The organism is Motilimonas cestriensis (assembly GCF_021295315.1).
In the GTDB taxonomy this organism is placed as follows: domain Bacteria; phylum Pseudomonadota; class Gammaproteobacteria; order Enterobacterales; family CBDFNC01; genus Motilimonas; species Motilimonas cestriensis.
The window spans coordinates 101,042-121,940 of sequence record NZ_JAIMJA010000003.1 but is presented as its reverse complement, the minus strand read 5'-3'; the positions used below and the strand labels follow the sequence as shown (position 1 = coordinate 121,940).

Below are 20,899 nucleotides of genomic sequence, written 5' to 3'. Positions count from 1 at the left end.
CTAACGGTTAATTTGTGTTGAGAGTGCGCTTAACGCATCAACGAAACACTGCATTGGCGCAGTCGTAATACCAGCACCAATTTGTCCAACACCCGCTTTTTTGTGGGCAATTCCGGTGTTGATAATAGGTAGCACCAAATTGTCGACCACTTTACGAGCATCAATTCCCGCCGCAGTCGGCGCAAAGTTAAGCGCAGGAAGGGTAAAGGCCGGGTTGCCACCTAAGGTTATTCCTTGCATCGCGCGGCTATTGTTGGTGGCATCCGCTGGCGTGCCGCCGACAAATTTTACGATGGCAGGAGAGGAAGCCATGGCAAAACCACCGACACCTGCGGTTTCTGTGATGGCGCTGTCACCTAAGTCAGCGGCGGCATCTTCTACGCCATAACCTGGGAAAAACAGGCCGTTAACAGGGTTAGCTGGCGCTTGAAACCAAGTGTTACCGGTACCAGAAAGGCGAATACCAAAGTTAACCCCATTACGCGCCATAACGGTCACCATGGTGCTGTTGGGTACATTTTCCGCCGCTTTAAGCATGCTTTTACAAGCCGCCATCGACAAGTTTAAGAAGAAGTGATCATTAGCCATAACAAAACTAATAGCTTGTTGCACTTGCGCTTGCGGCAAGCTGGTTTTAAGCAATGCTGGTACTAATTGCTTCAACAGCAGCCCCGTCGCAGCAGCATTGCGGTTGTGTACTTCATCCCCCATGTGCAGCGCCTGAGCCATAATCGGTTTTAGTTCGATAGGGCCAGATTCTAGCAACATGGCTTTCATGGCTTGAGCCAATTCCGTGCCCATCCAATTAAGTCGTTTGATCACTTCGTCGCTGTTCGCGCCGAAACGTAAAACCTTACCGAGACCTTCGTTAAAGTTTGAGTAAACACGTTCATTGTTATTGGTTGAATTTTCCACCACCCATAACGGCATTGAACGACTGATAATACCAGCCATCGGACCAACGGCATCGTAGTGGTGACAAGGTTCAAAAGTCACTTCACCATTACGCACTAGCGCTTCGGCCTGCGTGAGATCATCGGCCCATTTTTCAAATAAAATGGCACCTAAAATCGCCCCTTGCACTGGACCACACATGTCTTGCCAGGCGATAGGCGGGCCGGCATGTAAAATTAATTGCTGCTCAGCTAAAGCAGGGATGGCTTCGCCCGCCATCATCACGTCCACCAAGGTGGGCTGGGCTGCAAGGTAGTGATTCATCGCCGTTTGGTTAGCGAGTTCAATTTCAGGTTGATTCAGTAGTTGCGCCAATGCCAGTCCGCCAAGTCGGTCACCATCCGCAGGAGGCTGCCAATTCATGGCAATAGCATGACCACCAGCGCGTTCAATATTATCGGCAAAGCTCGCTAGGCCGGCATTAAGAACCGTCAGCTGTTGAGAAAAGAGTGCTTTCATTTTAATTACCTAATTAGCCAAGTTGAGAGACAAAATAAGCAGCCAGATGGGCAGCATCCGCGTTACTGTCAGCAATGATGACACCCGCATCTTCTAGCGCTTGGCGGATCACATCACGTGCTTGCGGGTCGAGATCGGTGCCACAAACATGGGCTATTAATGCTGGCATCGAAACTTGCTCATTGCGGATCTGATCTAAGGTGTCGAGCAACTCAGCAAGGGGCTCTTCGGAGGCTCCATAGCCTAACACCACGTCAAACAGGATCACGGCGGTGCTGGCGTCACGGGCATCTTGTAACATGCGTTGGTTACGCAAACTGGGATCGATCATTGGATGAGGTCGGCCTTGTGTAAAGTCATCATCGCCTAAATCCACTATCGTATGCTGCTGGCTCGTCCAAACATCCTCTAAGCAATGGTTGCCTTGGATTGGCGTGTTTGAGAAAGCACTTAGCCCATATTGGCTAGCGATGATTTGCGCTTCAAAACAAAAGGTTCCGCCAGCAAATACGCCGCGAATATAACGCTGAGTAGGCGTAAGCTGTGTTTTCAGGGTAGTCACTTGCTCCTGAACCTGAGCGCTAAGTATAAATTGCGCGTTAGGCAAGGCTTGGTTACGTAATACCGCAACCGCTACTTCCGCAGAGTGCGCCAATGAATGGGCAAAGTAAACGCCTGTCGCGGTTGCTTGGCTATCGGCTTGACCGAGAAAGTGCACCACCACAGGTTTGTCGACTTGTGCGGCAGTAGCTAAAATACGCTCAGCAATCGCCGCGGCCGGCGGTTTAGAGATTAATACAATCACCTTGGTGGCATCGTCTTCGGCAAGGGCAAGCAAGCCCTGTAACATAGAGATACCGCCAATATCCTGATGTAAGTCGTGGCCACCAGTGCCCATGGCTTGCGATACCCCTCCACCTAGTTGATGAATACGGCAAGTTGCTTCTTGCAAACCAGTGCCTGAAGCGGCGACTACCCCGATAGCACCGCGGCGCACCACGTTAGCAAAACCAAGGGGAATGCCGTTGATGATGGCGGTGCCACAATCAGGCCCCATCACCATCAGTGCTTTCTTTTGTGCCAGTTGTTTTATCTGCAGCTCATCTGCTAGTGACACATTGTCGCTGAACATCATCACGTTTAAACCGAGGTTTAATGCCTTAATCGCTTCGGCAGCAGCGTACTCGCCAGGAACAGAAATGAGCGCTAAATTAGCATCAGCGTGTTGCTCTAAGCCCAGTGCAAAACTGGTTAGTGGCGGTGAAAATGATGCTCCACCACTCCCCTCATCAGGTTTTGCGGTTAGTGCTTGCTGCGCTTGTTCGATAGCAGTGTTGCAAGCCTCTTCTTCGCCTTTAACGGCGATCACGAGATCGTTCGGTTTTGCGACAATATTATCGCCAAAACCAGCATCGGCCATTCGCGATAAGTTAGCCTCGGTGCCCATCACCACAGAGGCCTCATCAACCCCTACAATTTTATTCAGGCGGGCCGAGATCTGCATCAAGGAAACAGAATCCTGATAAAGGTTTTCAAACGCTTTATATTTAATAACCATATAAATACCAGTTAGTTTTAGCTTATTAGCTAAGTAATAATTGAGTAATGCAGTACAAGATACCTGCAATCGTATCCGCACCAGAGCTTGCGCCAATACTGAGATTTTTGGCCATAGCGATGGCAATAGTTGACTCGTCCTGAGTGGTCAGTAAGTAATAAACCAGCCATTGCACCGGTTGTGAAAAATGACGGGATAGCGCTAAAGACAAATAGTGCGCACTGATATCCGTTGTTTTCCCTAACTGCTGCTGCACTTGTAAGGCGATGCGCTGGAAAATATCAGCCGCCTTTGGATATATCTCATAAACGCTAGATAACACCGCCAACACACCCAGTAAAAAATCATCGCCTGACGGGGTGAGTCCCTTACCATAACCAATGTTATTGGTTAGCCATTCTGGCGCCGAGGCCAAGCACATCGGCGTGGTTAACCCTAAGTGCTGAATATATTCATGCGCTGACCGAATGCGCTGCTGCTGTGGCGCAACACAATGCTGACTTAAACCCGCTTCAGCTAGGCCAAAGTTGCGCTGAATCAGCGCTTGGTTTAGCAACATTATTGGCTCGGTTTGTGGCCAATCCTTTGCCGCCGAGGTATTAACAACCAAAGCTGCGGCAGGCAGGCGAATAACACCACCACGCATAAAAACAACATCGCCAGCTTTTACTAAGGCGGTTAAATCACCGTGTGCGCCAAAGTCACATTGAAATGCGGTTGGCGTCGCTGGTAACGCCTGACCTAAAAGAGACACCCAAGGTTCTGAAGTAAGATCCGTCGTGATGTTGATAGCGCGACGAAAAACACTGTGCACCTTGCCATTAAATGGTTGAGACGGACAAAGGTATCCCTTAGTCAGCGCGATCATCATTTACGCGCTTATTTAATTGCGTCGATGATATGCTCTGAGTGAGAAACCCAACCAAAGATCGCGCCCTGAGCTTTGATCATTTCCAAAGCATACTTTTGAAATTCAGGGAAATAAGAGCCAACACAATCTTCAGGAATTATGCATTCATAACCGCGATCGTTTGCTTCACGAACCGTGGTATTCACACACACCTCAGTGGTCACACCGCAAACAATCAGGGTTTTAATACTGTGGTTTTGCAAAATAAGATGCAGATCTGTTTGGTAGAAAGCACCTTTGCCTGGCTTGTCGATAACCGCTTCGCCCGCAATAGGGTACAGCTCAGGGATAATATCGTGCCCTTCTTCACCGCGAATAAGAATGCGGCCTTTAGGTCCTTTCTCACCGATGAAAGTTTTGCCACCACGAGTTAATTTTGCCGGTGGACAATCAGTTAAATCAGCACGATGGCCTTCTCGGGTATGAATAACCATCATGCCCGCATCTCTTGCAGTCTTTAGTACTTTTTCACACGGTGCAATGGCGCTACGTACCAGTGATACATCATTGCCTAAGGCTTCGCCAAACCCACCCGGTTCGACAAAATCTCGCTGCATATCAATGATCACCAATGCAGTTGTTACTGGGTTAAATTCTAAAGCAAAGGGGTCGGCATTAAATGTTCTAGTCATAGTTTAATTACCTTTTAATAGTTAGCTAAATTAACTCAAAGTGGTTAACACGCCATTGATATTATCGAGTGGTGTTTGATTAAAAAAGTGAGTTAATCAGACCTGTTAAATCAAAATTTTTGATGAGATAAAAAAAGAAGTGAGCTTACTCACATTGCTAGATTAAGCATGGGTAAAGCTTGGAACGGCATCACACTTACAATAGACCCATCAAAAAAATTGATGAGTCACGACAAATAATCAGTTGCTCAAGCTGCACTAGAGTTGACCTAAATCAAGTCATGCTAACCAGCAAAAATCAGAGACACCAAAGCCCTTTATTTTCGGGCCGCATTAAATATTCACCGCACCAGTTTAAGACCGGGCTTTCACGATGGGCATGCCAAGCATAAAAAAGTTGTGTCGGTTGCTTATGCTCTACAATGGCTTTTTTGATAATTGAACCCCGATCTAACTGTTCTTTGATCCGGTGATGAGGAACATAACCAATGCCCACTCCACGCTCCATCATTTTTATTGCGGTTGATAAATCAGACGCATAAATGATTTTCTGTCCGGCCAACGACCATGTATTTTTTGGTGAAATATGCTGTGAGGTATCTTTTACCAAAATGGCGGGGTAGTAACGCAGTTGCTCTGCCGTTAAGACATCTATTTGGCTTGCTAATGGGTGCGACTGCGCCACAATAAAGTCCCACTCAATGGCGCCAATGGCGTGATGAATAATGCCTTCTATTTTAGGCGCAGAATGCGGCGCGCCAATCACCAAATCAGCTCGGCGATCAAACAAGGCATCCCAACAACCATTATAGACTTCTGTTTTTAATTCAATTTGTGTAGAGGGAAACTGTTGGTTAAGTTGTTCAACAAAATCAATCAGGCCATCGCGATTGATAACGTTATTGATCGCGATACAGAAAGACGTGTCTACTCCCGAGCTAACCATGGACGTATTACGCAACAACTCTTCATAGGAATCGAGCATCCACTGGCTGTGTTCGACAAAATATTGCCCCGCAGGGGTCAGCCTTACTTGCCTATTGCTGCGATCAAACAATGAGAACCCCAGCTCTTCTTCCATTTTCTTGACCAAATAGCTAATTGCGGATGGCACTCGGTTGAGTCGATTAGCAGCCACTGCAAAACTACCTGATTGCGCAATGACATGAATAGTTTTAAGCGTATCTCGAGACAAGGTCATGCTTTTTTCCATCGAGGAGTGTGATTAAAAACGTTATGCTAATATAAATTCTAATCGCCGCATGGGTTTCTAGTGAGCTTTTTGGCTCAGCTCGCAAACCTTAAGCGCAGTTTATCTTTTATGGTTGAATTTTGTTCGTTTATGCTTCAGTCCAACCCCCTCCTAGGGTGAGAAGGTGAACACTTTCAAACGATGAGAGATAAATTATTAGGCGAATATCTGTCGCATGGATGCGCGGGTTCTGAACCCCAGCTAAACCAGTGGCCAGATTGAACAACTACACAGAAAGACATAAAACGGCTATTTCACTAAAGTAGCCATCATTTCTGTATAGTTTTTGCTCAATAAGCAATCCCTGCTAAACTCAAAAGTACTCCGATAATGGCTGTATAGGCGTGTAGTGGCATGGATGACCGAAACTTTAAACCAAGCTCAGAGCCAAAATATTTTTCTCCGCGATCGCCTATTTTTAATGATTCAATGTCTGAGCCACTGGAGCAGTTAAAGCACCTATTTGATTATGAACCGCAACAACAGTTACTTCAGTATTCAGATGTGTGTCAGTTTGGCTACGGCCTGTTGAGCCAATGTGTCAAAGTTGAGCAGGTCTACTTAGTGCAGTTTTCTGGCATTGGCGGCGGACAAATATTAGCTCACGCTCAAATAGGGTCGCCTCAGCTCAGCCATCGAATAGAACAAGAAATTCATTTCAATCAGTCAAATCACAGCGCGCTCGAAGCCCTTAATCAACTTAATATATCAACGCCTTGGCGCAGTATAAGCCTGCTCAATAACAACCTGTTTTTGCGCCCCTCGCTGTACTTACTGATCAGCGCCGAACGCGCGTCACCTGCTATCGAACAGCTGTCACTGCATATACTCAAAGCACGCCTCAATGCATTGCTAGCCAACGGCCAATACCAATTAATTAGTCCCTCAGCCTATCAAGACCTCACCTTGCAAGCGGTCAGTAATTCAGCGATTGATAAGCTATCTGAAAAACTGAGACTAACCCTACGTGCTTACCTGCCTGACGTTGAAAATTATGTGATTTTATTAAATGATGCTGAACCCAATATGTTCTATGCCAGCACCAAAACCCTTAACGCACCGTTATATCTCACGCTAGCTGAGCTAGTGATTGAAAATGGCAGGGCTCGCTTTCTAACACCTTTAAACTTTGCCCACTTACAACATGTTCATAAGCATGAGCAACCCCACCATACCCTTAAACACTCTTGGTTTGGCGCCCCCATTCTTTATGACGGTAAATTATTGGGCGTTCTGGCTATCTGTAGCCAATCCCATACCTTTGGCATGCAAAGAGAAATACAAAATTTAGTGGTGTATTGCGCACATTTGTCAGCGTTAACTTTGCAGCGCCAGTTAACACAATATTCCTTGCAAGAAAATTTGCGATTTGATCGACAAATACAAAGTAAAATTAAGCAACTCAGCCAATCGAATCGAAAACTAGAACAAGAACTAAAACAATATCAAAGCATTAGAGAGAAGCTCACTTACGGCGCCTTTCATGATCCTTTAACGCAGTTAGGCAACAGAGCGTTGTTTATTGAAAAATTAACGGTCGCCTTTAAACGTGTACAGCGTCACTATGATGAAACCTTTGCGGTCATATTCATTGACCTCGACAAGTTCAAAAATATTAACGATTACTACGGTCATCACACAGGCGACCAAGTGCTGATAAACAGCGCTCGATTATTAGAAGGCTGCATTCGCCAAAATGACGTTCTAGCGCGATTCGGTGGTGATGAATTTGTTATTTTGCTCGATAAAATCGGTGAAAAAGAAGATATTTTAGAAATATCCCAACGTATCGTCGCCGCCTTTGAATCCCCCATGTCACTTGGTCACGAATTGCTCACCTGCAAATGTAGCCTTGGCATAACACAAGTGAATAATGAGTACACCAGTGTTGAACAAATCATGGAAGATGCAGACAACGCCATGTACGTAGCTAAACATCGCAAATCTCATGTGAGTTTTCACCAAGACAATGGCCTTAATAAAGACAACGCAAAATTGAGCCAAGACTTACTTGATGCGTTATCTCATGGCGATATCATCCCGCACTATCAACCGATGATACGATTGCAAGATAACTCCCTGATGGGTTTTGAAGTGGTTGCTCGCTGGAGTGACCGCAAGCATACCTTACGAAAAGCCCTCGATTTTATTCCCTTTGCTGAAAAGTCAGGCCTGATCATACAACTCGATTTGGATATCTTACGTCAATCATGTAAGCAGTTATATCAGTGGCAACAACTGGCCCTGCACCCCGAGCACATTCGTGTCGCAGTGAATTTATCGCCGAAACACTTACTCAGTACGGAGTCGGTCAATCGACTTCTGGAAATTATTCACCAAGCTAAGGTATCGCCAAAAAACTTAGTATTTGAATTCAGTGAAAAAGAGTTTGTGCGGCAAAATCAGTCTTCCTTTGAGGCCTTAGACAAGCTGCGAGCTGCGGGCATTTTAATTGGTATGGATGATTTTGGCACGGGCTTCAGTTCCCTGAATGCCTTATTTGACTACCCGATTGATTTTATTAAGGTTGACCGTTCTTTTACTAGTCGAATGTTAAGCTCGAAAAAAGATTTATCACTGATGAGGGCGGTTCGCGATTTAAGTAATGACTTAGGCTTTCAAGTGATCATTGAGGGGATAGAAACCATACAGCAACATAAAAAATTAGTCGAAATAGGCTGTGAGTACGGTCAAGGTTACTACATCGCCAAGCCAATGAAGCCCGGCGATGTAGAACATTTATTTGAGGCTTAGTCTAAGTATTCTGTCAAGACGGCAGCCCTTGAATACGATTAGCTGGTAAATTTTGATTTTAAGGTTTCAAACGAGCTATCTATTTCTTTGATCGATTTAGCAGTCAAATTTTCTAGCTCAGTGCGTGATTCGTTGTATTGCTGGCGAACCGCCTTGCTTTTAGCCTCGATAGCATCGCGAGTCTCTAATTTTAATAAGTGGGATTGCAGCTGAGCTTCATCTAATGCTTGTTCACCCTTGTCTTTTACATCTTTAGAGTGCTGATAATATTGCTCAACCACTTTACCTAACTCTTCCCATTTATCCCGCGCTTCCATTACCGCAAGGTGACCCTGTAGCTTGGTCTCATCGTAGTTTGACTCTAACGATTCATAGGCTGTTTTCAACTTATCTGACATATTATCGAGATGCTGTTGAGTATCGCGCCATGACTGCTGGCCGCTTTCTTTCAGTTTGCCCGCTTCTTCGGCTAAGCTACTTTTTAGGGATTCAAACTTTTCATTAACTGCTTTTAACGATTCTTTTGTCTTCATATGTCACTCCACTGTCGTTGGATAAATTCAAAGACCACAATGATGTACTGATTAATTTACAATCACTTACATCTAAGGTGACGTTACATAGCACTGTTTAGGTTACCTACTTTTAAAACAAACAAACAGGCATAATTAACTGTTTTATCAAAGTTTGGCTCAATAACCTGCAACAAGCAAAAACCAATGGCCAACAAATATCATTGCACTTAAAGCTAAGCTTTTTCCGTGCTCATTTATTTGTTACATTTAGCCGTCTTTATGGCCCTTGCAGAGTATTACCATGTCACTTAAAGGTACTTTATATATTGTTTCCGCTCCCAGTGGAGCTGGTAAATCAAGTCTGATCAATGCATTACTAAACATTTCCGATCGCAAACAGCTGCAAGTGTCTGTCTCTCACACTACTCGAGACCCACGTCCAGGCGAAGTAAACGGCGAGCATTATCATTTTGTCGATCAAGCCGAATTTAAAGGGATGATCGCTGACAATGCCTTTTTTGAATGGGCAGAAGTGTTCGGCAACTTTTATGGTACTTCACGCCTCGCCATTGAAGACAGCTTGAATCAAGGTATTGATATATTCTTAGACATTGATTGGCAAGGCGCTCGTCAGGTGAAAGCACTGATGCCCGAAGCAAAAGGCATTTTTATTTTACCGCCCAGTCGCGAAGCGCTAGAACAACGCCTATACCAACGTGGTCAAGACAGTGAAGAAACCATTAACAAGCGCATGGCACAAGCCAAGTCGGAAATGTCTCACTATGATGAGTATGATTTTTTAATCATTAATGATGACTTTGACCAAGCCCTCGCCGAGTTTGATACTATTATTAAAGGCCAACGCTTAGCGCAAACCCGCCAGAGCGCATTACATAGAAACATGATTTCAGAGTTACTGGCTTAATGTGTTAAGCTAATACACAATTTAGTGACACGTTTAGGCGAAAAAGGATCTGGATCTGGCTCGTTTAAGCTTGTATAATTTTGCGTCGTTTTTTTTAATCCACGGAGTCCTTAGATGGCACGCGTAACTGTAGAAGATGCTGTAGATAAAATTGGAAACCGTTTTGATTTGATCCTTGTTGCGGCTCGTCGCGCTCGTCAAATCGCGGTACAAGGTAAAGAGCCTTTAGTTGACAGTGAAAATGATAAGCCGACAGTGATCGCTTTACGTGAAATTGAAGAAGGCCTAGTGACTTCTAGCACAATGGATATGCAAGATCGCCAAGAGCAACAAGAACAAGACGCAGCTGAAATGGCAGCGGTTGCAGCGATTGCAGAAGGTCGCGGTTAAGCACCTTTCTCTATAAAGCACCCGCCATGGGTGCTTTTTTGATCAAAAAGCTCACTATTCCACTCAGATTTTAGTATCTTCAACCTAATTACCTTTGCACTATCGGGGACGAGTTTGTATATCTTTGAAAGCTTACAAACACTGGCCGCAACCTATTTGCCGCCGGAGCAACAAGAAAAACTAAAACAAGTTTATATCGTGGCAAGGGATGCGCACGAAGGTCAATTTCGTTCTAGTGGTGAGCCTTATATTACCCATCCTGTTGCAGTGTCCTATATTCTGGCTGAAATGCGCCTTGATTATGAAACCTTGGCCGCAGCGCTGTTACATGACGTAATAGAAGATACTGAAACCACCCAAGATGACTTAGCCGCCATGTTTGGCGACACCATTGCTGAGTTAGTGGAAGGGGTTAGTAAGTTAGACAAGCTAAAATTTCGCGATCGCAAAGAAGCGCAAGCCGAGAACTTTCGCAAAATGGTTATGGCCATGGTGCAAGATATTCGCGTAGTGTTAATCAAGCTTGCCGACCGCACTCATAATATGCGTACCCTTGGCGCACTGCGCCCCGATAAACGTCGCCGCATCGCCAATGAAACCCTTGAAGTATTTGCCCCCATCGCCAACCGTTTAGGTATTCACAATATTAAGAACGAGTTGGAAGAGCTTGGCTTTCAAGCGCTTTACCCAATGCGTTATCGCGTACTAAAAGAATCGGTACGCCGTGCTCGCGGTAATCGCCGCGAGGTCATGGATAATATTCATTCTGAAGTAGCAGGCCGCCTAGAAGATGTCGGTATTCAAGCACAAGTGCTTGGCCGTGAGAAAAACTTATTTAGCATTTACAATAAGATGCGCAGTAAAGAGCTGCAATTCCATGAAGTGATGGATATTTACGCTTTTCGTATCATGGTGGACTCCCTTGATACTTGCTACCGCGTATTAGGCCAAATGCACAGCTTGTTTAAGCCGCGCCCTGGTCGCTTTAAAGATTATATTGCTATTCCAAAAGCCAATGGCTATCAATCATTGCATACTTCCTTAGTCGGCCCTCATGGCGTGCCAGTCGAGATCCAGATCCGCACCGAAGATATGGATCAAATGGCCGACAAAGGGGTGGCTGCACATTGGTCATATAAGCAAAACGGTGAAGCTTCAGGCACAACAGCCCAAGTGCGCGCTCGTCGTTGGATGCAAAGCTTGATCGAGCTACAGCAAAGCGCGGGTAGCTCGTTTGAGTTTGTTGAAAGCGTGAAAACCGAGCTGTTTCCTGACGAAATTTATGTCTTTACACCTGAAGGCCGCATTATTGAATTACCACTCGGCGCGACGCCAGTTGATTTTGCTTATGCCGTGCATACTGACGTTGGTAATGCTTGTGTCGGGGCACGGGTAGACCGTCAACCTTACCCGCTTAGTCGTAAACTAAAAAATGGCCAAGCGATAGAGATTATTACCGCGCCGGGCGCTAGGCCCAATGCGGCTTGGCTCAATTATGTGGTCACCGGTAAAGCGCGTAATACGATTCGTCAGATGCTGAAAAACCTACGTTTTGATGAGTCGGTAGGCTTAGGTCGCCGTTTGCTTAATCACGCATTAGGGGATAAAAATCTTGCTGATATCGATCCGCAAAATATAGCCAAGGTATTGCAAGATACCAAACAAGAATGCATTGAAGATTTACTTGCTGATATTGGTTTGGGCAATGCCATGAGCATCGTTATTGCCCGTCGCTTGCTAGGTAATGTCGATGAACTCACTCTGGCAGATACCGAGCATGGCAAAATGCCAGTGAAAGGCGCTGATGGCATGCTGGTAACGTATGCAAACTGTTGTCGCCCAATACCCGGCGATCCTATCATTGCCCATATTAGCCCAGGTAAGGGTCTTGTTATCCACTTAGATACTTGTCGCAATATTCAAAACCATCTTAATGAGGTGGATAAATATATGGCGGTTGAGTGGGACATGAGTCTAGATACTGATCATGAGTATCGCACCGAAATCCGTGTTGAATTAATCAACCACCAAGGTGTATTGGCTGACTTAACCAATGCGGTCGCCGCTACCGGCTCGAATATTCATAATATTAATACCGATGAAAAAGATGGCCGGGTTTACGTGGTCGATTTGTTGATCACTACTAAGAACCGCATCCATCTAGCCAACATTATGCGTAAGATCCGCGTCTTACCTGACGTGACTAAGGTGGCTCGTAATCGTAACCGCCCAGTTAAAAAGCACTAATTAGAGAACAAGTATGACTCCAGAGCGTTTTACCCGCATTGACCAGATGCTCCAGCATCGTCAAACCGACCTCACCGTATGTATGGAAAAGGTTCATAAGTTACATAACCTAGCCGCCATCGTACGCACTTGTGATGCGGTTGGCATCAGCGAAGTACACGCTATTTGGGATCACCCGAAAATGCGTTTATCGGGTCATACGGCAACGGGCAGCCAAAACTGGGTACAAGTAAAGGCGCACGACAGTATCACCGATGCGATTAAAGTAATGAAAGCGCAAGGCATGCAAGTGATTGCTACCAACTTGTCTGACACTGCCGTCGATTTTCGTCAAATTGATTATACTAAGCCAACCGCTATTTTAATGGGTCAAGAAAAAGACGGCATCACAGCCGAAGCTCTCGCGTTAGCAGACCAAGATGTGATTATACCTATGGTCGGTATGTGTCAGTCGTTAAACGTGTCGGTTGCCACAGCATTGATGCTATATGAAGCGCAGCGCCAACGTGAGCTTGCTGGCATGTACCAACCAAAAACTGATCACATTGAAAAACAAGAGCGTGACCGTATTATGTTTGAAGGCGGCCACCCTATTTTTGCTAAATTATGTCGCCAAAAAGATCTGCCTTACCCTGAGATTGATGATGAAGGACAAATTGTCGCATCAGAAGACTGGTGGCAAAAAGTGCAGATGAGTAAAACCGCTTGGACGGAAATCGATAACGATTAATCAACCAATTAATGGTCGTAAAACAAAGCCAGCGCTCAGTTTAACGCTGGCTTTTTTATTGGCACTTCTGACTGACCACAACTCACTAGTGACTAAACCCCCCATGATGAACATGAACTGGCCGCGACGGGTTCTTACGTAAATATCCCTCAGTAATGACTCTAGGGGCAACAAGCTCATGATAATCATAATAATCCATTTGCCACACTTCGTGATGGTTGCCCGCGTTAAACATAATATGCTGTCGCAAGGTGAGCTCACGTGCAATATACACCGCTATACCATACAAGTTACCAAAAGGTGGCATTGCCCCTACTTCACAGTTAGGGAATAACAGCGCTAACTCTTCCTCTGGCACCAATTCCACCGTCTGAGCTCCCATCATGTTCGCAAAGCTAACAGGATCCCAGCGATAGGTACCTGGCAACACTAGCATCATGCTAATGCCATCTACATTGATAATAAGCGTTTTGGCAAAGTCCATGCCGCTAATGTGGGTCATTTCGGCTATTTCTTTGGCTTTGTAAGCGGGTGAATGCTGTAGCACCTGATAATTGATATGAGCTTGATTTAAGTAATTGCTCAAACGTTGAATGTACATACGGCCTCCTTCTTTACCACCTCCTTATGAATAAAATAAGCATCAAATTGGGCTAGTGATGCGAAAAGCACATTTACGTGTTAAGCACTCTTACACTTTGGTACCGTTACACTTAAGTACTCTCATATAAGTATAGTAACTACGCCAAAATATGAGCACGTAATTTAGCCATCGCTTGCCCCTCTAGTTGGCGAACCCGTTCATATGATATGCCATACTTTTCGGCTAACTGGTGAAGAGTCGCCTTGTTTTCACTGAGCCAGCGCGATTCTATAATATCCCGACTACGGTCATCTAACTGGGCCAATTTTTGATATAACTTTTCTTGCCCTTGCTGATGTTGATCCCGGTGAATCAACTGCAACTCTGGCGAAGCATCAGCAGCAGGTAGAGAGGATTCAGAGACGCCAAGGTAGCGCGTCTCTTCGTCTTCATCGCTAAGTAGCAATGACATATCTTGACTCGACAAGCGCATTTCCATTTCTCTCACTTGCGCTGGCGTGACTTGCAAGGCATCAGCGACCTCTTCCACTTCATCGGCATTAAACCAATGTAAGTCACGCTTGAACTTACGCAGATTAAAGAACAGCTTTTTTTGTGCTTTCGTCGTAACGGATTTAATAATGCGCCAGTTGCGAAAAACATATTCATGAATTTCAGCTTTTATCCAATAAACAGCAAACGACATTAAACGCACACCCATTTTAGGATCAAAACGCTTTACCGCCTTCATTAAACCAATATTACCTTCTTGAACTAAGTCAGCTTGCGGTAAGCCATAGCCCTGATAGCCACGTGCAATCATCACCACAAAACGTAAATTTGACATAATTAGCGCTCTTGCTGCCTCAAGATCTTGCTCTTTAGACAGCCTAACGGCCAATTCATGCTCTTGCTCGGCACTAAGTAGAGGTAAGCGGGTTACTTGATTTATATAAGTCTGTAAATCCGCCAAAGGGCAAATATTGGCTAATTGATACATAACAGCTTCTCTCCTGTTAAACCTTAATTAAACAATCATTAACGGTGTAAAACTTGCTTCCAATACGTCAACCAACATTGTCAAGCTGCCACTCTTCGTTTAATAATTGCTGCAACAACTTAGCCTTCTCTTCGCCTAACTGTTGATACAAGTGTAGTTCAACTTCACGAACAACCTGTTGCTGTTGCTGGCGGACGATTTGACCTTGCTCAGTAATAATGACAATTTTAGCGGCTCGATTACCCGGGTTCGGCACCAGTTTCAGCCACTTTTTATCAACCAATACCGCAACCGTTTTTTGCACGGCTTGCCGACTAATGGCTAGATGTTGTGCCAGTTCAGATAAGGTGACGATTTGCTGGCTTGCCAACCTAAAAATAGTCTGCTGCGCGGGCGTCATTTCACAACCACGAGCGCGCGCTAATTGCGACATTTTGGCATCAATAAGCTGGTGCTGTTGTTGAATTAAGTGACTAATTATGCGCTCTGTCATATTTCTTACCTGAAATAGCCTGATTAATTACTATATTCAATATTAGACAACCTTGGTTGTCAACGATGTAATACTAGTTCAAAAAACCAGCGAAATCTAGCCTAAGTCTAAGTACAAAAAAATCAGGAGGGGAAATACAAGGTGGAAGATAGCACGCCATCGCGTGCTATTTGTCTGTGGGGTAGCTTAAAGCCAATCTGTCAACGCGATGCCGATGCCTACTGTGTTGTTGTAATGGTCATACTCAATCAAGTTGCCGCCATAACCAGAAAAAAACTGGACATATCCCTTCACTCGAGTACTCAGCGGGAAGCTCCAGCTACCTTCAATAGCTCCTTTAGAAAAACCACTTTCAATGTTGTTACGGCTCATCAAGGAAAATGTTTGGCCACCCCATTTATAGGCTGCTAGTACTTTGCCATGGCCTAAATAGTCTGTAATGTCATGGTTATTATCTTCTTCTCGGTCTTCTGGAATTCGTAGCCATGGCACTATAGCGAGACCTAAATTGCCTCGCTCTAAAGTAACGCTGGCCTTGATTCTATTCCAACTGCGGGACAAAGGCTCACTGCGGCCATTAGACTGATGCACAAAACCAATTTGCGCGACCTGAACACTCCAGCCAGCACCAAGCTCATAATTGGGCCGCCAAGACAAAAATGCTTCAGGCTCATAATTAGTCTCACGAAATGGTGATGACTCCGCTTTATTGTAGGCCTGCCAATAAGAAGCTTGGCTATAGGCGAATAGCAAGGAAGGACCGTACTGAGATTGCGCGCTCCAAACTGGCATTTTAAAGCTAAATTGAAACTTAACCTCAACGTCTTGTAGCTCTCCATAATTAGCATAATGTTCAGCAGAGAGTTTATCGTTATAGTTGCCAAGTAAAAGGTAGGTTGGTTTATGAGGTGTAATTACAAATGGATTATCATAGGTTTTTCGCTCATCATCTAAGCGTTTTTCAAGCGCGCTGTTTGCTTGATCTTGCTCTGTTTCGCTAACCTGCTCAGCCACAACAGCAAACGAAAGCATCGCTGCTGCTAAAAGTAGGTACTTCATAAACTATCCCTGTGGATTTAACGATTAAACAAGAGATTAGAGCAAGAGTATGATCTAAACACAACTCTAAACACCACAATTGCGTTAAACGTAACGCCTAACCTCTTGTTATCAATGGCTACTCATCCCATTCAGACTCACCTATCAGCCAACTTAAACAAGCATATCGCTCATTTACAATTAACAAGTTAATATTGGCCGGTAACGCGCGAGGTTGATGTCTGCCAAGATGAGACATCCGATGATACAGATCAGCCGTATCAAGTAGTGCAACTGGATTTAATGGTCTTGCACCTGCCAACAGTTCATCATAGTTTTGCCATTGGATCAGACGCGACAGCTCGATAATATTAGCGCCTTCTGTCACCTTCCCTAGCTCAGCTAGATGGCCTATCGCCCACAGCAATAATTTGATTGATTCATAGCGCCACATACAAATTTGTTTTTCAGCTGGCGTTAGATGCGTTTTAGCCAGCCAATGCTGTTCATTGAGGGTAAAGCTATGCTGCGCTCCCGTTCGTAAATACAAGGCATCTATCACTGCACTAGGCAGCTCTTCGGCATGGGCGGTTAATAACATTAAGCTTTGCAAACGATGCACAATGTCTGAAACGGACCTAAATTGACATTCACTGACATCAGGCAAACAAAGCAAACTTTTATCGGCTTTTATCCCCAACTGCTTTAGCTGCTGCTCTGACGATAATTTTCTCGACATACTGGCTGGCATCGAGGTGTTTTTTGGCATCATCCATGTTTTAAGTAATCCTAGCACTCTTTATCTCCTGATATTACAACGAGTGATTAAATGCCAAAGCTGTAGCAATACGTAGCCATGGCATCATGGTAATAGTCGCGTGGATGACCCATTAAAAATAACGACCACCAGATTTAGCAAAGGTGTGTCAGTCTTTCGTGATTAACTCATTTCGAAGCAACGCATTTTTACGCGTTGCTGGTTTTTACTATTGCGTTATCGCCTTATGGACTGCGATAACAATAAACCTCTATCTTTTCTTGATGCTCAACAATTCGCCGAAAAATCATCACGAAACAACAACAAACCCGATTAAATTATTATTGTTTATTTTTTATACTTTCTAATCCCAATCATGTTGTAACAAAAATGAATAAATTAACCTATGATCAACTTCATATTCGTTGCTGCGATCGACTAGAAATAATGGACTTTGTTATGGCGATCATACTATCGAAGACCAAAGTAGCCTTACCGTTAGGCGCTATAGAGTAATAGGATAGGAAATGAAAATGAAAATGAAAAAAACGATGATAATAGCTATCTTGACCGCACTGATAGCCAGTCCTGCCGCTTTAGCAATGACAACCTGTAAAGACTTAGCGCATTGCCAACAAGCGATGCAAGAAAGCATTTATCAACACTGGAAAGCGCGACATAGCTATCCAGGCGCATCCGTAACTGTGATGGTAAATAACGATCTGATGGGGAATGTAGACATTAGCGTTGAACAAAGCAGTGGCTTTGCCAAGTTTGACCAATCAGCCATTGAGGCACTGAAAAACAGTATATTGGCTTTGGATCCATCAAGCTTAAGTGAGGAAGAACTGAGCAAACTAAAGACGTTTAGGCTTAGCCTAAAAGCGGAATAGATTAGGGCTGTTGTCTAGTTGATTATTTAACCGTAAAACTAATTTGGTCTAAGTAAATTAACCCAAGTTTTAAACGTAAAAAAGGGAGCTAAATAGCTCCCTTTTTTACTTCAGTTAGCATCTGCTAACCTTGTCTTAGTAGAGCTCAAAGAGCTCCATCTACACCCGCAAATATTCAAAAAACTTCAGAGGAAACAAGTTATTTCCTAAACTGTGTAGCTAGATTAGCAGAGTTGAGCAAAATACGTCTATGGCTTTATGCTGCAATTACGTTAACCACCAAGCCATTCACGTCAATTTCTTAAAAAAATAAAAATAACCATTTAAAAACAAATAATTAAATAAATTAAAAATCATAAATAAAGGCCCAAAGATAACGCTATCAGTAAGCTCTTAGCAGACGCTTTAAGTCGTGAATGGTAATCTTTATATAAACTGATAGCGCTATCTTTGTGGTTTTTATGCTTTTCTATAACGTTATAGCGGATGTTCTAGTATTATCTGTTTATATTTACAGGTATTTGGAACGCAGACGGTGAAACTAGAAAAGTTACCTCTCACGACATTAAAGGGAGTGGGCAGCAAACTTGCTGAAAAACTCACTAAATTAGGACTGTCTAATGTCCAGGATATTCTCTTTCACCTACCACTTCGCTATGAAGACCGCACCCGCGTATATGCCATTCAAGATATGCTACCGGGGTTACATGGCGCCATTTTAGGCGAGATAAAAAGTAGCCAAGTCAGCTTTGGCAGCCGTCGTATTCTTACCTGTAAAATTAGTGACGGTACCGGCAGCGTAACACTGCGATTTTTCCACTTTAACGCAGGCCAAAAAAACGCCCTTAGTGAAGGAAAATGGCTGCGTTGTTATGGTGAGTTTCGTCGCGGCAAGTTTGGTTATGAGATCACTCACCCCGAATATCAGGTGTTAAACGATCCCGAACAACTTGAATGTGAAGAAGCACTTACTCCTGTTTATCCAACAACAGAAGGACTCAAGCAAAACACTTTTCGCAGCCTAACCTATCAAGCCGTTGAATTATTAAAGCAGCACAGTATAGAAGAAGTGCTGCCTCCTAAGCTCAATCATTATGCTTTTTCTTTACAAGACGCATTAGTTTACCTACATCAACCTCCGGCCGATGCCGATCAAGACTTGATGGATGCCGGAGAGCACCCGGCGCAGCAGCGCCTTATCATCGAAGAGTTACTGGCCCATAACCTCAGCATGTTATTACTGCGACAAAAATCGAGTCAAAATCAGGCCGCCTCTATTCAGCATGCTGGGCCAATGGTGGCGCAGCTATTGGCACAACTGCCCTTCTCACCCACTCACGCACAGCAACGCGTGGTCAATGAGATCAGCCAAGATTTACATAAAAGCGTACCCATGATGCGCTTGGTGCAAGGTGACGTTGGCTCAGGCAAAACCTTGGTTGCCGCCCTTGCCGCGCTGCAAGTAATTGAGTCAGGTTATCAAGTGGCCTTAATGGCCCCCACTGAATTATTAGCCGAGCAACACGCCAAAGTGTTTAGCCAATGGCTTGAGCCATTAGGCATTCAAGTCGGCTGGTTAGCCGGAAAGGTAAAAGGTAAACAGCGCGAGCAGCAACTTACTAACTTTGCCAATGGCAAAAGCAAAATGATAGTGGGCACTCACGCACTGTTTCAAGCTGAAGTTGAATTCTTTAATTTAGCCTTAATGATCATTGATGAACAACACCGTTTTGGCGTGCATCAACGCTTAGCACTGCGTGAAAAAGGCACCTTTGGTCCTTATGCGCCGCACCAATTGATCATGACCGCCACGCCCATTCCTCGCACCTTAGCGATGACGGCTTACGCCGATTTAGATACCTCTATCATCGATGAATTACCACCAGGAAGAACGCCAGTATCCACGGTAGCGATCCCCGATACACGCCGCGAACAAGTGATCGAGCGCGTCCGCCAAGCCTGTGAAAATGAACAGCGCCAAGCTTATTGGGTATGCACTTTAATTGAAGAATCAGAAGCCCTTGAATGCCAAGCAGCCGAGGTCACCGCCAATGATTTACAACTGATGCTGCCACAATTGCGTATTGGTCTGGTGCATGGCCGTATGAAACCAGCCGAAAAACAATACGTGATGGACGCTTTTAAGGCAGCAGAGCTCGACCTATTGGTTGCCACTACAGTAATAGAGGTCGGTGTAGATGTGCCCAATGCCAGTTTGATGATCATAGAAAACCCGGAACGTCTTGGACTAGCGCAATTACACCAGTTAAGGGGCCGCGTCGGTCGTGGTGCCACTGCTAGCCACTGTGTACTGCTATATCATAATCCATTGTCGATCACTGCAAGCAAACGACTAGGGGTATTAAGAGAATCCACTGACGGCTTTTATATTGCGCAAAAAGATTTAGAAATCCGCGGCCCAGGTGAATTGCTCGGCAGTAAGCAAACGGGTTTAGCTGACTTGCGTATTGCTGACTTAAGTCGCGATCAGCGTTTAATTCCACAAGTGCAACAATTAGCTCAGCATGTTATGCAGCAATATCCAGAAACTGTTGATAAAATAGTCAAACGCTGGCTGGGACAGAAAGAAATTTATTCCAACGCTTGAAAAATTGTTAGCTGCGCCGCACCGTGGCGGCATAATCACGACAAGGTAATGTTTATTAAGTATTATACCCAAGATACCTCAAGATGCGGGATTCAGAGCCGCTCATTATGTTCAGTTTGAGGCAAAAAGCTGAAGGAATGGTCAGCCCTTTCGATGCTTTTTAACGAAAAAATGAACATAATGAGCGACTCCCAAAGGGCG

Annotated in this window: 18 protein-coding genes; 7 read left to right on the top strand and 11 right to left on the bottom strand. The window is 44.6% G+C overall.

Annotated features, from left to right (window positions below; translation table 11 throughout):
* From K6Y31_RS03935 to K6Y31_RS03915, 5 genes are all read right to left on the bottom strand, one after another.
* On the bottom strand, positions 1 to 1,413 hold the full coding sequence (locus tag K6Y31_RS03935) for a YlbE family protein (protein ID WP_233051543.1): 1,413 nt from the start codon (positions 1,411 to 1,413) through the stop codon (positions 1 to 3).
* A 13-nt stretch (positions 1,414 to 1,426) separates the two neighbouring features.
* The gene (gene fdrA / locus K6Y31_RS03930) at positions 1,427 to 2,971 is read right to left on the bottom strand and encodes an acyl-CoA synthetase FdrA (RefSeq protein WP_233051542.1); all 1,545 of its coding nucleotides are present in this window, start codon (positions 2,969 to 2,971) and stop codon (positions 1,427 to 1,429) included.
* Between the two features lie 25 nt (positions 2,972 to 2,996).
* On the bottom strand, positions 2,997 to 3,842 hold the full coding sequence (locus K6Y31_RS03925) for an oxamate carbamoyltransferase subunit AllH family protein (RefSeq protein WP_233051541.1): 846 nt from the start codon (positions 3,840 to 3,842) through the stop codon (positions 2,997 to 2,999).
* A gap of 8 nt (positions 3,843 to 3,850) precedes the next feature.
* Positions 3,851 to 4,513, bottom strand: coding sequence for a cysteine hydrolase family protein (locus K6Y31_RS03920; RefSeq protein WP_233051540.1), 663 nt, complete (start codon positions 4,511 to 4,513; stop codon positions 3,851 to 3,853).
* Positions 4,514 to 4,811: 298 nt separating this feature from the next.
* Entirely contained in the window at positions 4,812 to 5,714 is a 903-nt protein-coding gene (locus K6Y31_RS03915; RefSeq protein WP_233051539.1) for a LysR substrate-binding domain-containing protein, read from the bottom strand.
* Between the two features lie 405 nt (positions 5,715 to 6,119).
* Here K6Y31_RS03915 and K6Y31_RS03910 point away from each other — a divergent pair, with 405 nt between their 5' ends.
* Positions 6,120 to 8,519, top strand: coding sequence for a sensor domain-containing phosphodiesterase (locus K6Y31_RS03910; protein ID WP_233051538.1), 2,400 nt, complete (start codon positions 6,120 to 6,122; stop codon positions 8,517 to 8,519).
* A gap of 38 nt (positions 8,520 to 8,557) precedes the next feature.
* Here K6Y31_RS03910 and K6Y31_RS03905 read toward each other — a convergent pair whose 3' ends face one another.
* Positions 8,558 to 9,052, bottom strand: coding sequence for a hypothetical protein (locus K6Y31_RS03905; protein ID WP_233051537.1), 495 nt, complete (start codon positions 9,050 to 9,052; stop codon positions 8,558 to 8,560).
* 283 nt (positions 9,053 to 9,335) lie between these two features.
* Here K6Y31_RS03905 and gmk point away from each other — a divergent pair, with 283 nt between their 5' ends.
* The 4 genes from gmk (at position 9,336) to trmH (ending at position 13,326) form a co-directional block, all read left to right on the top strand.
* Entirely contained in the window at positions 9,336 to 9,959 is a 624-nt protein-coding gene (gene gmk / locus K6Y31_RS03900; protein ID WP_233051536.1) for a guanylate kinase, read from the top strand.
* 114 nt (positions 9,960 to 10,073) lie between these two features.
* Positions 10,074 to 10,349, top strand: coding sequence for a DNA-directed RNA polymerase subunit omega (gene rpoZ / locus K6Y31_RS03895; protein ID WP_232801629.1), 276 nt, complete (start codon positions 10,074 to 10,076; stop codon positions 10,347 to 10,349).
* Between the two features lie 114 nt (positions 10,350 to 10,463).
* Positions 10,464 to 12,596 carry a bifunctional GTP diphosphokinase/guanosine-3',5'-bis pyrophosphate 3'-pyrophosphohydrolase gene (gene spoT, locus K6Y31_RS03890; RefSeq protein WP_233051535.1) on the top strand — a complete coding sequence of 711 codons (2,133 nt, stop codon included), beginning with the start codon at positions 10,464 to 10,466 and terminating at the stop codon, positions 12,594 to 12,596.
* A gap of 13 nt (positions 12,597 to 12,609) precedes the next feature.
* Positions 12,610 to 13,326 carry a tRNA (guanosine(18)-2'-O)-methyltransferase TrmH gene (trmH, locus tag K6Y31_RS03885; protein ID WP_233051534.1) on the top strand — a complete coding sequence of 239 codons (717 nt, stop codon included), beginning with the start codon at positions 12,610 to 12,612 and terminating at the stop codon, positions 13,324 to 13,326.
* 85 nt (positions 13,327 to 13,411) lie between these two features.
* On the opposite strand, the gene K6Y31_RS03880 is transcribed toward trmH, so the two are convergent.
* The 5 genes from K6Y31_RS03880 to K6Y31_RS03860 all read right to left on the bottom strand — a co-directional run bounded on the left by K6Y31_RS03880 (position 13,412) and on the right by K6Y31_RS03860 (position 17,236).
* The gene (locus K6Y31_RS03880; protein ID WP_233051533.1) at positions 13,412 to 13,927 is read right to left on the bottom strand and encodes an aminoacyl-tRNA deacylase; all 516 of its coding nucleotides are present in this window, start codon (positions 13,925 to 13,927) and stop codon (positions 13,412 to 13,414) included.
* Positions 13,928 to 14,066: 139 nt separating this feature from the next.
* Positions 14,067 to 14,909, bottom strand: a complete 843-nt coding sequence (rpoH, locus tag K6Y31_RS03875; RefSeq protein ID WP_233051532.1) for an RNA polymerase sigma factor RpoH — start codon at positions 14,907 to 14,909, stop codon at positions 14,067 to 14,069.
* 67 nt (positions 14,910 to 14,976) lie between these two features.
* Positions 14,977 to 15,402, bottom strand: a complete 426-nt coding sequence (locus K6Y31_RS03870) for a MarR family winged helix-turn-helix transcriptional regulator (RefSeq protein WP_233051531.1) — start codon at positions 15,400 to 15,402, stop codon at positions 14,977 to 14,979.
* 186 nt (positions 15,403 to 15,588) lie between these two features.
* On the bottom strand, positions 15,589 to 16,461 hold the full coding sequence (locus tag K6Y31_RS03865) for a phospholipase A (RefSeq protein WP_233051530.1): 873 nt from the start codon (positions 16,459 to 16,461) through the stop codon (positions 15,589 to 15,591).
* Between the two features lie 118 nt (positions 16,462 to 16,579).
* Positions 16,580 to 17,236, bottom strand: a complete 657-nt coding sequence (locus K6Y31_RS03860) for a DUF4272 domain-containing protein (RefSeq protein ID WP_233051529.1) — start codon at positions 17,234 to 17,236, stop codon at positions 16,580 to 16,582.
* A gap of 494 nt (positions 17,237 to 17,730) precedes the next feature.
* Between K6Y31_RS03860 and K6Y31_RS03855 the strand changes: the two genes are divergently transcribed.
* A complete protein-coding gene (locus K6Y31_RS03855) occupies positions 17,731 to 18,090 on the top strand; it encodes a TonB C-terminal domain-containing protein (protein WP_233051528.1) in 360 nt (119 codons plus the stop codon).
* A gap of 535 nt (positions 18,091 to 18,625) precedes the next feature.
* Positions 18,626 to 20,698, top strand: coding sequence for an ATP-dependent DNA helicase RecG (gene recG, locus K6Y31_RS03850; protein ID WP_233051527.1), 2,073 nt, complete (start codon positions 18,626 to 18,628; stop codon positions 20,696 to 20,698).
* Positions 20,699 to 20,899: the final 201 nt, after the last annotated feature.

Excerpts from the sequence above, each read along its gene's own strand:
- K6Y31_RS03935 (WP_233051543.1), bottom strand. The coding sequence starts at position 1,413 with ATGAAAGCACTCTTTTCTCAACAGCTGACGGTTCTTAATGCCGGCCTA.
- fdrA (WP_233051542.1), bottom strand. The coding sequence starts at position 2,971 with ATGGTTATTAAATATAAAGCGTTTGAAAACCTTTATCAGGATTCTGTT.
- K6Y31_RS03925 (WP_233051541.1), bottom strand. The coding sequence starts at position 3,842 with ATGATGATCGCGCTGACTAAGGGATACCTTTGTCCGTCTCAACCATTT.
- K6Y31_RS03920 (WP_233051540.1), bottom strand. The coding sequence starts at position 4,513 with ATGACTAGAACATTTAATGCCGACCCCTTTGCTTTAGAATTTAACCCA.
- K6Y31_RS03915 (WP_233051539.1), bottom strand. The coding sequence starts at position 5,714 with ATGACCTTGTCTCGAGATACGCTTAAAACTATTCATGTCATTGCGCAA.
- K6Y31_RS03910 (WP_233051538.1), top strand. The coding sequence starts at position 6,120 with ATGGATGACCGAAACTTTAAACCAAGCTCAGAGCCAAAATATTTTTCT.
- K6Y31_RS03905 (WP_233051537.1), bottom strand. The coding sequence starts at position 9,052 with ATGAAGACAAAAGAATCGTTAAAAGCAGTTAATGAAAAGTTTGAATCC.
- gmk (WP_233051536.1), top strand. The coding sequence starts at position 9,336 with ATGTCACTTAAAGGTACTTTATATATTGTTTCCGCTCCCAGTGGAGCT.
- rpoZ (WP_232801629.1), top strand. The coding sequence starts at position 10,074 with ATGGCACGCGTAACTGTAGAAGATGCTGTAGATAAAATTGGAAACCGT.
- trmH (WP_233051534.1), top strand. The coding sequence starts at position 12,610 with ATGACTCCAGAGCGTTTTACCCGCATTGACCAGATGCTCCAGCATCGT.
- K6Y31_RS03880 (WP_233051533.1), bottom strand. The coding sequence starts at position 13,927 with ATGTACATTCAACGTTTGAGCAATTACTTAAATCAAGCTCATATCAAT.
- rpoH (WP_233051532.1), bottom strand. The coding sequence starts at position 14,909 with ATGTATCAATTAGCCAATATTTGCCCTTTGGCGGATTTACAGACTTAT.
- K6Y31_RS03870 (WP_233051531.1), bottom strand. The coding sequence starts at position 15,402 with ATGACAGAGCGCATAATTAGTCACTTAATTCAACAACAGCACCAGCTT.
- K6Y31_RS03865 (WP_233051530.1), bottom strand. The coding sequence starts at position 16,461 with ATGAAGTACCTACTTTTAGCAGCAGCGATGCTTTCGTTTGCTGTTGTG.
- K6Y31_RS03855 (WP_233051528.1), top strand. The coding sequence starts at position 17,731 with ATGAAAATGAAAAAAACGATGATAATAGCTATCTTGACCGCACTGATA.